Raw genomic sequence first — 13354 nt, forward strand, 5'->3', positions numbered from 1 at the left:
ATCTCCGCAAAAGGATGTGTTCCATCAGGATATCAGTTACCCCGCCGACGCGCGGCGAGCCGCTGCATCAAGTCGCGGGAACGCAAGGGGGTATTGCCCAGCAAGGGGGCCAGCGCAGCACGAGTCAGAACCTTGGCGGGGCCGGCCAGTCCGGGCGCTGCCCAGTCACCTTGAGCGAGCAAGCGCAGGGTACGGCCATCGAGCCCCCCGCCCGCCCCCACGTCCAGCGCTTCGAAGCGATGAGCTTCAGCACGGTAGACATAACGACGGTGGGGATCGAGCTCGGCATCGTTCAGATCGCAGAATCGTGGCTCGGCATCCAATGCCTCGAGCACGGCGACCTCCAAGCGGCGCAAAGCTGGGGCGCGGGCCTCGGGACGCGGCAAGGCGTCGAGCACGGCCGCGTAGAAAGCGAACACCTCGCGCACCGGATAGAGCAGAGGCAATACTCGAGTCAACAGTTCGTTGGCGTAGAAACCGCACAACAGCCCTTCGCCCGCCAGCATTGCTGCGCTGCCATGGGTCTCCATGAGTCGCAACCGCTTGAGATCACCCTCGCCCACCCAAGTTACGTGCAGTGGCGCGAAAGGCTGCAGCCGAGCGCGCGAACGGCTGCTCGGTCGCTGCACGCCCTGAGCCACCGCCCGCACTCGACCGTGTTCCAGCGTCAGCAGCTCGACCAGCGCACTGGTCTCGCGATAGGGCTGCTTGTGCAAGAGATAGGCAGGCTGAGGCTGCATCTTAAATCCTTGATATCAGGAGAGAGCTAGCCAAGCGCAGGCAGGGTTCAACGATATCAGTCCAGGTCGTAGCCGAGGCTCTTGAGGGCCCTGTCGTCGTCCGACCAACCACGCTTGACCTTGACCCACAGGTTCAGCATCACCTTGGCACCCAAGGCCCGCTCCATCTCCAGTCGCGCTTCACGGCCGATCTTCTTGATTCGCTCGCCGCTTTCGCCGATCAGGATCTTCTTCTGGCCCTGCCGCTCCACCAGGATCAGGGCACTGATATGGATCACCCGCCCCTCGTCGCGAAACTCCTCGATCTCGACGGTCATCTGGTAGGGCAGCTCGTCTCCAAGCTGACGCATGACCTTCTCGCGCACCAGCTCGGCGGCCAGGAAGCGCTGGCTGCGATCGGTGATCTGATCTTCCGGGTAGTAGTGGATGCTCTCGGGCAGGTACCTGGCGACTTCGGCTTCGAGCTCCGGCACATTGGTGCCGTGCTTGGCGGACAGGGGCAGGATCGCCGCGAACTCTCGCTTGGCACTGACCTGTTCGAGCCAGGGCAATAAACTGGCCTTGTCCTCGAGCCAATCGACCTTGTTGATGGCGAGGATCACGGGTGCCTGGACATGGGCGAGCTTGTCGAGCACCACTTGGTCTTCCGCCGTCCAACGAGTCCGGTCGATGATGAATACCACACAGTCGACATCGCGCAACGCCTGACTTGCCGCCTGGTTCATGAAGCGGTTGATGGCCTTGTTACGATCCTTCCCCATGATATGCATGCCGGGAGTATCGACATAGATGAACTGCGCATCCCCTTCGGTCTTGATCCCCATCACCTGGTGGCGAGTGGTCTGCGGACGGCGCGAAGTAATCGAGACCTTCTGGCCGAGAATACGATTCATCAGGGTCGACTTGCCTACGTTGGGACGCCCGACAATGGCAACGAAACCACAGGTATGACTCATGAACGTCCTCCGCCCGGCTCGAGCAGTTCCAGCGCCTTGGCAGCCGCCTGCTGCTCGGCATGGCGGCGGCTGGGTCCGATACCCAGCGTGTGTTGGCTGAGCATCTCGACATGACACTCGATAGTGAAGGTCTGGGCGTGTGCTTCGCCTTCCACCGACACCACTTCGTAACGCGGCAAGGGAGACTGACGCGACTGCAGGAACTCCTGCAGGCGAGTCTTGGGATCCTTCTGGGTATCCTGCAGATCAATGGCCTCGAGACGGGCCGCGTACCAGGACAGTACACGTGCCTTGGCCACATCCATGCCGGCGTCCAGATAGATGGCGCCAATCACCGCTTCCACGGCATCGGCAAGGATCGAGTCGCGACGATGACCACCGCTCTTCATCTCGCCGGATCCCAGACGCAAGCACTGCCCCACCTCGAATTCACGAGCCAGTTCGGCCAGCGTCTGGCCCTTGACCAGGCGAGCCCGCAGCCGCGAAAGATGGCCCTCTCGTGCCGCGGGAAAGCGGCGAAACAGGGCTTCGGCGATCACGAAGTTGACGATGGAGTCACCTAGAAATTCCAGGCGCTCGTTATTCTGGCCGCCATAGCTGCGATGGGTCATGGCCAACTCCAGCAGACCAATATCGGCAAACTCATGGCCAATTCGTCGACTGAAGGCATTCAGGGGGTTACTCACGAATCTCCCGCTCTATCTTTTGTCATGTCGTTTTGCCTATGCACGGTTGCGAATGCACAGCCTTCCCGCGTCAGCCGCAAGCCAGGGTGCGACTCATTGGATGAGTCGTATCTCCGTGAAGCTCGGCAAGCCTCCGTCCCAATGCATCCATACCGCGAAAGCCTTGCCGACGACGTTCTCTTCCGGCACGAAACCCCAGTAACGACTGTCATTGGAGTGGTCGCGATTGTCGCCCATGGTGAAGTAGTGCCCTTCAGGGACCACCAACTCACGAATCTGCGGCCCTGGATCTCGAGGATCATTGTAGATGCGGTGGCTGACCTCGCCTAACCGCTCTTCGAGCAACAGTTCGCTGGGAGCCTCGAGCGGCGACGCATTCAACAGCGCCTTGGGCACTGGCTCCCCATTGACATAAAGCTGCTTGCCCTCGTAACGAATGCGATCCCCCGGCAAGCCTACGACACGCTTGATGAAATTGACGGATGGCTCTTGGGGAAAGCGGAACACCATCACATCGCCGCGCTGGGGCTCACCGATTTCGACCACACGAGTGTTGAGCACTGGCAGTCTCAGGCCATAGGTGAACTTGTTGACCAGAATGAAATCGCCTATCTCCAACGTCGGACGCATGGACCCCGACGGAATCTGAAACGGCTCGACCACGAAGCTGCGCAGCAGCAGTACCACTACCAGGACCGGGAAGAACGAGCGCGAATAATCGACGAACCAAGGTTCCTTGGACACGCGTTTGCGAGACTTATCGTCCAGATACTCGCCGGCTTCGGCCTCGACTGCAGCCACTCGGGCCCGACGTGTCTTGCCCAACCAGACGACGTCAAGCAGCCAGATCAATCCGGTCACGGCCACGGCCATTACCAGCAGAAGTGAAAAATCCATGGGTTTCCTCGTCCCTAGTCATTCACCTTGAGCACGGCGAGGAAGGCATCCTGGGGAATTTCCACCTTGCCGACCTGCTTCATGCGCTTCTTGCCCGCTTTCTGCTTTTCCAACAGCTTTTTCTTGCGGGTCACGTCACCACCGTAACACTTGGCGGTAACGTTCTTGCGGAGAGCCTTGACAGTGGAACGGGCCACCACCTGGCCGCCGATCGCGGCTTGAATCGCCACATCGAACATCTGCCGCGGGATCAGTTCCTTCATCTTGTCGACCAGTGCCCGGCCGCGGCCATGGGCATGATCTCGATGGATGATGGCAGCCAAGGCATCCACCTTGTCGCCATTGATCAGCACGTCGAGCCTCACCAGCTTGGCAGCCTGGAAGCGCTCGAAGTTGTAGTCCAGCGAGGCATAGCCCTTGGAGATCGACTTCAGCCGATCGAAGAAATCCATCACCACCTCGCTCATGGGCAACTCGTAGGTGAGCTGTATCTGACTGCCGAGAAACTGCATGTCGAGCTGAGTACCACGACGCTGCTCGCATTCGGCAATCACATTGCCGACAAAATCCTGTGGCACCAGGATACTGGCACGCACTATGGGTTCGCGCATCTCATCGACATTGGCCATGTCCGGCAACTTGGAGGGATTGGCGACATAAATCACCTCGCCATTGTCCATGGCCAACTCGTAGACCACGGTCGGTGCAGTGGTCAGCAGATCGAGGTCGTACTCGCGCTCCAGCCGTTCCTGGACGATCTCCATGTGCAGCGTACCGAGAAAACCAACTCGGAAACCGAAGCCCAGGGCGTCGGAATTCTCCGGCTCGTAAGCCAGCGAGGCATCGTTGAGCGCCAGCTTCTCCAGGGCGTCGCGGAAGTCCTCGTAGTCGTCGGCGCTGACCGGGAACATGCCGGCATAGACCTGCGGCTTGACCTTCTGGAAGCCAGGCAGACGCGGAACGTCCGGTGTCTTGGCATGCGTGATGGTATCGCCCACCGGCGCGCCATGAATGTCCTTGATGCCAGCCACCACGAAGCCTACTTCCCCTGCACGCAGGATGCCGGTTTCCGTGCGCAGCGGCGTGAAGATGCCCACTTCGTTGGTCAGCCAGTCACGGCCGGTGGACTTCATGCGGATCTTGTCACCCTTGCGCAGGGTGCCATCGAAGATCCGCACCAGCGACACCACCCCCAGATAGTTGTCGAACCAGGAGTCGACGATCAGCGCTTGCAGGGGAGCTTCGGGGTCGCCTTTGGGAGGTGGAATGTCACGCACCAGGCGCTCGAGCAGTGCTTCCATGCCCATGCCGCTCTTGGCCGACACCTGGCAGGCATCGGTGGCATCCAGGCCGATGATCTCCTCGATCTCGTGGGCCACCTTCTCGGGATCGGCCTGTGGAAGGTCCATCTTGTTGAGCACCGGCAGCACTTCCAGCCCCTGCTCGACAGCGGTATAGCAGTTGGCCACCGACTGGGCCTCGACACCCTGGGCGGCATCGACCACCAGCAATGCCCCTTCACAGGCATACAGGGAACGCGACACTTCGTAGGAGAAGTCGACATGTCCCGGCGTATCGATGAAATTGAGCTGGTAGGTCTGGCCATCCTGGGCCTGGTAGTCCAGCGTCACCGATTGGGCCTTGATGGTAATGCCACGCTCACGCTCGATATCCATCGAGTCGAGCACCTGCTCCTTCAGCTCACGGTCGCTGAGGCCGCCGCAGATCTGAATGATACGGTCGGACAACGTGGACTTGCCGTGGTCGATGTGGGCGATGATCGAGAAATTGCGTATGTGACTCAATTGACTGCTTTTTTCGGTGCCGCTCATTCGCAAGAATCCGGTTCATGTACGCGCTTGTGTTACAGGTCAGGAAAGGTGTTCCTGTCGAGCGCGCGTTGATCGATCAGCGCATTGTACCGGGATGCGCCGGGCAGGAACAGCGAGCCCGACCGGAAAGCGGCCCAAGACGCAAGACGGGGCCCGGTGGGCCCCGTCGCACTTCAACTCAATCGGCTTATTAGCCTTGGGTCAGGCGCATCGCCACGAACAATGAACGCCCATCACGATAGAGGCGCACCGGTACCGCACGGTCAGTGCTTAGCCCTTCGACCACGTCGACCAAACTCCGAGGGGAGTCAACGCTTTGATGGTCCACCGAGACGATCACATCACCCGGACGAATGCCGGCTGCCGCGGCAGCACCATCCGGATCCACCTGGCGGACCAGTACACCGGCGTCAAGCCCCAGGCGCTGGCGCTCGCTGGAGTCGAGCTCGCTGACTACCAGCCCCAGTCGGGCCTGACGGTCCGACTGCGAGGAGGCGGGGCCATTACCGCCTTCTTCGTCTGGCCATGCACCGACGGTCACGGTCTCGGTCTGGAGATCGCCATCGCGCAGCAATGACAGCTCGACGTCGTCCCCGGGGCTAACGCGACCGATCAGACGTGGCAGAGTGCTGGAGCGGTCGACTTCATTACCGTCCACCTCGAGAATGATGTCACCGGCCTGAAGGCCATACTCCGCCGCCGGACCGTCGGGAGCCACATCGGCGATCAGTGCCCCTGTGGGTCCATCGAGACCGAAGGACTCGGCCAGATCACGGGATACCGGCTGGATCACGACGCCCAGCCAGCCACGGCTGACGTGTCCTTCTTCGCGCAACTGGTTGGCGATATCCATGGCTACGCTGATGGGAATGGCGAACGAGAGCCCCATGAAGCCTCCGCTGCGGGTGAAGATCTGCGAGTTGATCCCCACCACCTCGCCATTGAGGTTGAACAGCGGCCCACCGGAGTTGCCGGGGTTGATCGCCACGTCGGTCTGGATGAAAGGCACATAGGCATCGCTGGGCAAGGTTCGATTGATGGCACTGACTATCCCGGCGGTGACCGAGTGATCGAAGCCGAACGGCGAGCCGATTGCCGCGACCCACTCTCCGACTCGCAACTCGTCGGAATCGCCTATCTTCAGGGTTGGTAGTTCCGAGGCATCGACCTTGAGCAGAGCTACGTCGGTCTTGCTATCGGCACCGACCAACTCAGCCTCCAACTCGCGACGGTCATTGAGGCGCACCACGATTTCCTCGGCGCCCTCCACCACGTGGGAATTGGTCAGTATGTAGCCGTCCTCGCTGATGATGAAACCGGAACCCAGCGACTGGCGCTCCTCGCTATGACCACGCCCCCCACCGCCAGGCGGCATCGGGAATTGGTCGCCGAAGAAACGACGGAAGATTTCCGGGATCTCCTGGCCACCAGGCCCGTGGAATTGCATGCTGCGTGAAGGCACCATGCGCGTCGACGAAATGTTGACGACGGCAGGTGCCGCATCTTCGACGAGATCGGCGAAGTCCGGCAATCGTTGCGCCCGGTCCTGGGCCAGCGCGGACTGCCAGACGAAGGCCATCATCAGTAACAACAGCCAGATAGATAGATGTCGATTCATGCGTTCCATGTGGAGCTCCTGCGGACTGCGTCGTTAACGCGATTTCACACTTACCTTTTCAGAAACGCCCCAAGTGGGGCGCTCTTGAGCTTGCCGAATCAGCAAGCGAGGACGAAAGCTGGCGACATGGCGACGCCCGTGCCATTGCACGACTGCCCACCCTGCCGCCAGTCCTATCGCGAAGGCCAGCGGCACCATCGCATGGCCGACGCTCAAAAGGGTCTCGGCCAGCCCACCGGCCAGCAAGGCCGCTCCCAACGGGATGCCGTATACCATCAGGGTGCCTTGTAAGAACTTCGAGGCAGGCAGCGCCAGATACACACGGTCATTGACTTGCAGAGGATGTTCGCTGTGCACGGCCAGACGTTGTACCGCGCCAGACGAACGCCAGCGCGCCAGCAAGCCAGCGCCGCACCCTTGCCGCGCCGCACACCGCCGGCAGGATGAAGGCCGGGAGACCTCCACCCAGGCTCCGCCCGCGAAAGGCTCGACGACCCGTGCCTCTTCGATCAGTGATGACTGCTGCGATGTCTCGGAAAGGCTGGCACTCATGGCGTCTCTGCTGCCTCTGAAGAATCGGAGCGGTTGGCCTGATCCCGGCGCCACTCCACTTGCTCGACGACTCTCAGCAGCACCTGTGGCGGCGCCTCTCCCATGACCACGACCTGCATTGGCTGACCGCCCAGTTCCATGTGTCGCACGGCCGCATAGGAAATACCCAGACGGTGCATTCCCGGTGCCAACAAGGGACCGTCGTTATCAAGCGGCTCGACGAACAGACTCAGGCTGGACAATCCGTCGCTGAATAAGCGGTGTCCTACATTGACATCGTGTAGCGAACTCGACGTGGAGACCGGCTGGGCGATATAGCCTGGAGGCAGCCAACCAGGTTGCCAGGGATCGGAAGGAGGTTCCCGTAACTCATCGAGCGCGACATGCCCATCGTAAAGCATCGGGCGTTCGAGCTCGGTCATCTGGAAGGTCTCCAGCACGCGCCCATTATCGTCCAGCAGTTCCTGCTTGAGCGGCAGTGACGAACGGTGATCGAGCCACAGGCGGTGGCCATAACGCATGCTGTCGAGGGGTTCGATATCCAGGCGCACCGTCCTGCGGCCAGCGATTCGCTCCTCACCGCCAAGGCTCAAGCGGTAATGGTCCTCGAGGTGGGCCATGATCGCTGTCGGCGACGCCGGTGCCTGCTCGCCATCCTGCGCCCAACTGCCACGCCCGATGCGACCACGCCGTTCATAAACCACCGGTGGGCCATCGAGAAAGCGGGCAACCTCGCGCTCGATACCGTCCTGGATGTCATGCAAGAGCGCCAGCGTCCTGACGCCACCGCTGCCGATGCGCACCGCTCGCGCCCGAAAAACATAGCAATGCGTCGCCCACAGACTACGCTCGTACCATTCGGCGGCGACCTCTGGTACCGGACGGTCGGCAAGCACACGGCAATCGAACCCTTTCTCGCTATCCCATGCCGACGCCAGATCCTCGATCTCCTCGGCTTGGGCAATGCCGCTCATCATGCCGCTCAACAGCAATATCGCGAGCGGAGAGACAAGACGATTCAAGGTCAGCTCGGAGAGCATCAGCGCTGTCCCAAAGTCTCGTATCCAGACGCCCGCAGCAGCGGCATCCAAGCATCGCCGCTACGGTAGGAGGCCCCTTCGGCATGACGATCGAGATAGGATTGCAACAACCTCGCCTGTTCCTGATCATTGCGCTGGGACTGTCGAGAGTTCGGTACCATGAACATTGGCACTTCGGCCGAAGCGCCAACGGTCATCGCTCCGCGATTGGAGGATGGCGACTGAAACAACGGCAAATCGACGAGTGACGGTCGTTCGAGCGTCCTCGAGCCCACTCCATTCGATGCCGCCAAGGTCTGCCCTTCACTTCGAGAGGACGTGGTCTGAGATGCACTGTCGCTGCTCGCTACCACGCCGGGCTCGCTCTCGATCCCGGAGTTGTTGTAGAACTGAACACCGGTAATCACCATCAGGGAGACGGCTGCCGCGATCGCGGCACTGCCCGCAAAGGAGAAGGCACCCTGGCGTCTCATGGACGCCTTTTCCATTTCAGGCAAGGGCTCGTCCCGCAGCCTGGCCATGATACCGGCCGACAGATCGGTACCGACATCGATATCGCGGTCACGCTGCATCAGGCTTCGTGCCAGATGGTAGCGTCGCCAGACCTCGGTTTCATCGGGAGACTCGACCAACATCTTGAGTACGCGGCGCAACTCGAGCTCATCGCCCTCGTTGTCCATCAAGGCAGAAAGCGATTCCCGTGCATTCTGGTTCATTACTCACACCCTCACGCTCGATATGGTGCCATTCGAAAAAAACAGCCACTCTCTCTGACGCTTACACCGCACAACAGTTCAGCCACGAAACGGATAAACGTCGTCTTTTTTTGCAGTCATTCATGAATCATGTCTTGGGTTCGTGCCGTGGTGATCAACGGCTGGATATGCTTATCGACCGCCTCACGGGCACGAAAGATCCGTGAGCGCACCGTACCGACGGGGCACTGCATGATCTGGGCGATGTCCTCATAGGAGAGCCCATCCAGCTCGCGCAGAGTGATGGCGGTGCGCAAATCCTCGGGCAACTTTTCGATTGCCTCGAACACCGCGGCCTCAAGCTGGTCCCGAGCGATGGAGGCTTCCGGCGACTCGATATCCGACAGACGTCCACTGTGGTCGACAATCTCGGCATCGACGATATCCAGGTCGCTGCCGGGAGGCCGCCGCCCACGCGATACCAGGTGATTCTTGGCCGTGTTGATGGCAATGCGATACATCCAGGTATAGAAGGCGCTTTCAGAACGGAACTTGCCCAATGCCCGGTACGCCTTGATGAAAGCGTCCTGGGCCACATCGTGGACCTCGGCTTGATCATGCACATAGCGGCTGATCAAACCGATGATCTTATGCTGGTACTTCTTGACCAGCAGGTCGAAAGCCCGGTTATCTCCTTTCTGCGCGCGTTCGACGAGTTGCTGGTCGGTTTCCCTGGTGGCCATTCAACTCCCCCCCAGACAGGGAGACAAAATTGGCACGGCATGACATGCCGGCCAAGCTACATGCAAGTAACGATTCATAACGTCAATCTGAGCCCTGATGGCAAGCTGTGGTGGTTCCCGTCAGTGTTCCTGTTTATTGGCATTCCATCAAGCGGCGTCTGCCGATATCAACGATGCGCTGAGACTGTACAAGTCGACGGCAGTTCCCTATCGACGTTGATTTTTTCCACTGTCACGAGCGATAGTAGGCAGTTCACACCATCTATACGCGCGTATCACTAACAGGTAGCGGCATGTCACAACAGCAGGTCAACAATCTCAACGTCCTGGCCCAGGATGTTCTGATCACTCCCGAAGCGCTCAAGCAGGAAATCCCCTTGACCGAGGCAGCCGAACGCACGGTCATAGAGGGGCGCGAAACCATCCAACGGATTCTCGACGGCGAAGACCCCCGACTGTTGGTGGTGGTCGGCCCCTGCTCCATCCACGACGTCGATGCCGCGGTCGACTATGCACGCCGGCTACGCCGCCTGGCCGACGAAGTCAAGGACAGCCTCTATATCGTGATGCGCGTCTATTTCGAGAAGCCTCGTACCACCGTAGGCTGGAAGGGGTTGATCAACGACCCGCACCTCAACGGCTCATTCGAGATCGAGGAAGGCTTGCACATTGCGCGCCGGTTGCTGGTGGAATTGGCCGAGATAGGGCTGCCGCTGGCCACCGAGGCATTGGATCCGATCTCGCCGCAGTACCTGCAAGACTGCATCAGTTGGTCGGCCATCGGCGCTCGCACCACCGAATCGCAGACCCATCGCGAGATGGCCTCTGGCTTGTCCTGTCCGGTCGGCTTCAAGAACGGCACCGACGGCAGCCTGGATGTAGCTGTCAACGCCTTGCAGTCGGTTTCACATCCACACAATTTCCTGGGCATCGACCAAGCCGGCCAAGTGGCGATCATCCGCACCCGTGGTAATGCCTATGGTCATGTGGTGTTGCGCGGCGGCAACGGCAAGCCCAACTACGATAGCGTCAGCGTAGCTCTCGCCGAGCAGGAGTTGGTCAAGGCGGGCATCCAGCCCAATATCATGATCGACTGCTCGCATGCCAACTCCAACAAGGATCCGGCCTTGCAGCCTCTGGTGATGGAAAACGTCACCAATCAGATCCTCGAGGGCAACCGTTCGATCATCGGCCTGATGATCGAATCGCACATCGGCTGGGGCAACCAGAAGATCCCCGAGGATCGCAGCCAGCTCAAGTACGGGGTTTCGATCACCGACGCCTGCATCGACTGGGACACCACCGATCGCGCCTTCCACCACATGGCCGAGAAGCTCGCTCCAGTGCTGGACAAGCGCCGCCGGGTATCCTGACCTCCATCCCGCCATTGCCCCTGGCTACGAGCTCGCTAGATAGCGGGCTCGTTTACTCTTTGACCGTCGATTTCGCGGCTGAATGGCGGCAAAGAGTTCAGTAGCGCCTGCCCATAGCGACGCGTCAGCACCCGGCGGTCGAGCAGAGTGATACGACCGCTGTCTGCCTCCTTGCGAATCAAACGTCCACAGGCCTGGACCAACTTGATCGAGGCGTCCGGCACCGCAATACGCATGAAGGGGTTGCCACCTCGACTCTCGATCCACTCCGCCAACGTCGCACCGACGGGATCGTCGGGCACCGCAAACGGCAGGCGGGTGATCACCACGTGCGTCAAATAGTCGCCGGGCAGATCGATGCCTTCGGCGAAGCTCGCCAGGCCGAAAATGATGCTCCCTTCCCCTGCATCCACGCGGGCGCGGTGGCGTTCGATCAGCTCACGCTTTGGCAAACGGTCCTGGGCCAGCACCCGCTCGCGCAACTCCTTGGGTAACGCTTTCTCCACGGCGCGCAACTGGGCCCGTGAGGAGAACAGCATTAGTACCGCCTCTCGCGATTCCAGCCCCTCGACGAATGTCACGATGGCTCGCTCGTGGGCATCCCGATCGCCCGGATCGACGGCTTCGCGAGGCACGCTGAGCACCGCCCGCGAGTAGTCGAAAGGACTCGGCAAGCGCTGGTAGCGATAGCGGTTGGCAAGCCCTGCACGCTCCTGCAAGCGCTCGAAACGCCCCAGAGCGGTCAGCGTCGCCGACGTCACCACCGCCCCATGACAGCTCCCCCACAAATAACGTGCCAGGGTTGCCGCCGCCGACACTGGGCTCGCCGAGAAGGTCAGCTCCGCATCGCCCTGGATCCGCTCGAAGGTCAACCAGCGTGCCCGGGGCGGCTCGTTGGGGTCGTCCTCCTCGCTCATCGCCAACCACAGCGCATGCGCCTCGAGCGCCCGACCATGCAGCAGCGCAATCAAGGGCAGCCACGGCTCGGCCTGCTCACGCGGCAACCCGGTGTGTTTTTCCGGGTCGAGGCTCTCGCGCAGGATATCGGCCATGGTCTCCAGATTGCGCGCAAGCTCGGCGAAGATCACGGTCAAGGCACTGGCATGCTCACGCAACGCCGACGGTACCCGCCCCATGTCGAAACGGTGATGCCGACTGTCGTCGCTGTTTTCACCGGCAAGGCCGTTAGGAAGCTCCGCCACCCGATGCCCCAGAGCGAAGACCTCGCCGAGGCGTGGTTCAAGCGCGGCGATGGTCTCCGGCATGCCAGCCAGCAGACGCGCCACGGTCGGTTGCACGGCCAGTGCTGCATTCAGGTCGGTGAGCGATTTCTTGAGCGTGCGCAGCCAGCGCAGGGCCCCATTGACGGCGAAGCGATGAGTGAAATGCTCGATTGCCTTGTCGGGAAGATGGTGGCCCTCATCGAACACATAGATGCACTCGGATGGTTTGGGCAACACGACACCACCACCCAACGACAGGTCGGCCAGCACCAAGTCGTGATTGGCAACGATGACATCGGCGCTCTCGAGCTGGCGGCGAGCACGAAAGAAGGCGCAGGCACTGAAGTGCCCACAGCGGCGATTGGTACACTGGCGGTGGTCAGTGGTCAGGCGCCGCCATTGGGGATCGGCAATGGCCTGCGGCCAGCTATCGCGATCCCCTTCCCAGCGTCCACTGCCATAGGCCTCGGCGAGTTCCTTGACCAATACCTGGAAGTCATCGCCGTCACGGGCGTCGAGTGCCTGTTCGAACAGCGATAGGGTGGGATTGTCCTCGCCACCGTCCAGCGCCTGGTCGAGCTTGGCGACGCACAGATAACGGCCCCGTCCCTTGGCCAAGGCAAAGTCGAAATCGAGACCGCTGTGTTCGGCCAGCGCCGGCAGGTCCTGGTGCAGCACCTGTTCCTGCAGTGCCACCGTGGCAGTGGAAACCACCAGCCGCTTGCCATGGGCTTTGGCCACCGGCAATGCCGCCAGCAGATAGGCCAGGGTCTTGCCGGTACCGGTACCCGCCTCGAGCACGCACACATGTTCGTCGGAGGTACGCCGGCCAGCATCATCGACCTCGATGCTTGCCAAGGTGCGCGCGATCTCGGCGATCATCAGCCGCTGACCATAGCGTGGGGTCAGCTCGAGACGTTCCAGCACCCGGCGGTAGGCGGCCTGGATCTCGCCCTTGAGTGCCTCGTCGAGCATCGCACTCCCATCCTCGCGGCTTGG

Annotated in this window: 12 protein-coding genes; 1 reads left to right on the forward strand and 11 read right to left on the reverse strand. The window is 61.0% G+C overall.

The window, feature by feature from the left end:
- Window positions 1–32: 32 nt before the first annotated feature.
- The 10 genes from recO to rpoE all read right to left on the reverse strand — a co-directional run bounded on the left by recO (window position 33) and on the right by rpoE (window position 9759).
- On the reverse strand, window positions 33–740 hold the full coding sequence (gene recO, locus IE093_RS02735; protein WP_189465991.1) for a DNA repair protein RecO: 708 nt from the start codon (window positions 738–740) through the stop codon (window positions 33–35).
- 56 nt (window positions 741–796) lie between these two features.
- The gene (era, locus tag IE093_RS02740; RefSeq protein WP_189465992.1) at window positions 797–1696 is read right to left on the reverse strand and encodes a GTPase Era; all 900 of its coding nucleotides are present in this window, start codon (window positions 1694–1696) and stop codon (window positions 797–799) included.
- Window positions 1693–2382 carry a ribonuclease III gene (gene rnc / locus IE093_RS02745; RefSeq protein ID WP_189465994.1) on the reverse strand — a complete coding sequence of 230 codons (690 nt, stop codon included), beginning with the start codon at window positions 2380–2382 and terminating at the stop codon, window positions 1693–1695. Before rnc ends, era begins: the two co-directional genes overlap by 4 nt.
- Before the next feature lie 93 nt (window positions 2383–2475).
- Entirely contained in the window at window positions 2476–3279 is an 804-nt protein-coding gene (gene lepB, locus IE093_RS02750) for a signal peptidase I (protein WP_189465996.1), read from the reverse strand.
- Window positions 3280–3293: 14 nt separating this feature from the next.
- Complete coding sequence (lepA, locus tag IE093_RS02755; RefSeq protein WP_189465998.1) at window positions 3294–5111, reverse strand: translation elongation factor 4; 1818 nt, start codon at window positions 5109–5111, stop codon at window positions 3294–3296.
- A gap of 190 nt (window positions 5112–5301) precedes the next feature.
- The gene (locus IE093_RS02760) at window positions 5302–6738 is read right to left on the reverse strand and encodes a DegQ family serine endoprotease (RefSeq protein ID WP_189466000.1); all 1437 of its coding nucleotides are present in this window, start codon (window positions 6736–6738) and stop codon (window positions 5302–5304) included.
- A gap of 24 nt (window positions 6739–6762) precedes the next feature.
- Window positions 6763–7281 carry a SoxR reducing system RseC family protein gene (locus tag IE093_RS02765; protein WP_189466002.1) on the reverse strand — a complete coding sequence of 173 codons (519 nt, stop codon included), beginning with the start codon at window positions 7279–7281 and terminating at the stop codon, window positions 6763–6765.
- Window positions 7278–8321, reverse strand: a complete 1044-nt coding sequence (locus IE093_RS02770) for a MucB/RseB C-terminal domain-containing protein (protein WP_189466004.1) — start codon at window positions 8319–8321, stop codon at window positions 7278–7280. Before IE093_RS02770 ends, IE093_RS02765 begins: the two co-directional genes overlap by 4 nt.
- Window positions 8321–9037 carry a sigma-E factor negative regulatory protein gene (locus IE093_RS02775; RefSeq protein WP_189466006.1) on the reverse strand — a complete coding sequence of 239 codons (717 nt, stop codon included), beginning with the start codon at window positions 9035–9037 and terminating at the stop codon, window positions 8321–8323. Before IE093_RS02775 ends, IE093_RS02770 begins: the two co-directional genes overlap by 1 nt.
- 116 nt (window positions 9038–9153) lie before the next feature.
- Window positions 9154–9759 (reverse strand): RNA polymerase sigma factor RpoE, encoded by a 606-nt coding sequence (rpoE, locus tag IE093_RS02780; protein ID WP_189466008.1) that lies wholly within the window; start codon window positions 9757–9759, stop codon window positions 9154–9156.
- Window positions 9760–10052: 293 nt separating this feature from the next.
- Between rpoE and IE093_RS02785 the strand changes: the two genes are divergently transcribed.
- Complete coding sequence (locus IE093_RS02785) at window positions 10053–11132, forward strand: 3-deoxy-7-phosphoheptulonate synthase (protein WP_189466010.1); 1080 nt, start codon at window positions 10053–10055, stop codon at window positions 11130–11132.
- A 35-nt stretch (window positions 11133–11167) separates the two neighbouring features.
- Here IE093_RS02785 and dinG read toward each other — a convergent pair whose 3' ends face one another.
- Window positions 11168–13330 (reverse strand): ATP-dependent DNA helicase DinG, encoded by a 2163-nt coding sequence (dinG, locus tag IE093_RS02790; RefSeq protein WP_189466012.1) that lies wholly within the window; start codon window positions 13328–13330, stop codon window positions 11168–11170.
- Between the last annotated feature and the right edge of the window lie 24 nt (window positions 13331–13354).

The sequence above is a fragment of the Litchfieldella qijiaojingensis genome (assembly GCF_014651875.1).
Lineage (GTDB): Bacteria > Pseudomonadota > Gammaproteobacteria > Pseudomonadales > Halomonadaceae > Litchfieldella > Litchfieldella qijiaojingensis.

Bases quoted from the DNA above. Each gene is read 5' to 3' on its own strand.
- IE093_RS02760 (WP_189466000.1), bottom strand. From the start codon at position 6,738: ATGGAACGCATGAATCGACATCTATCTATCTGGCTGTTGTTACTGATG.
- IE093_RS02765 (WP_189466002.1), bottom strand. From the start codon at position 7,281: ATGAGTGCCAGCCTTTCCGAGACATCGCAGCAGTCATCACTGATCGAA.
- recO (WP_189465991.1), bottom strand. From the start codon at position 740: ATGCAGCCTCAGCCTGCCTATCTCTTGCACAAGCAGCCCTATCGCGAG.
- dinG (WP_189466012.1), bottom strand. From the start codon at position 13,330: ATGCTCGACGAGGCACTCAAGGGCGAGATCCAGGCCGCCTACCGCCGG.
- rpoE (WP_189466008.1), bottom strand. From the start codon at position 9,759: ATGGCCACCAGGGAAACCGACCAGCAACTCGTCGAACGCGCGCAGAAA.
- lepB (WP_189465996.1), bottom strand. From the start codon at position 3,279: ATGGATTTTTCACTTCTGCTGGTAATGGCCGTGGCCGTGACCGGATTG.
- IE093_RS02770 (WP_189466004.1), bottom strand. From the start codon at position 8,321: ATGCTCTCCGAGCTGACCTTGAATCGTCTTGTCTCTCCGCTCGCGATA.
- IE093_RS02775 (WP_189466006.1), bottom strand. From the start codon at position 9,037: ATGAACCAGAATGCACGGGAATCGCTTTCTGCCTTGATGGACAACGAG.
- lepA (WP_189465998.1), bottom strand. From the start codon at position 5,111: ATGAGCGGCACCGAAAAAAGCAGTCAATTGAGTCACATACGCAATTTC.
- IE093_RS02785 (WP_189466010.1), top strand. From the start codon at position 10,053: ATGTCACAACAGCAGGTCAACAATCTCAACGTCCTGGCCCAGGATGTT.
- era (WP_189465992.1), bottom strand. From the start codon at position 1,696: ATGAGTCATACCTGTGGTTTCGTTGCCATTGTCGGGCGTCCCAACGTA.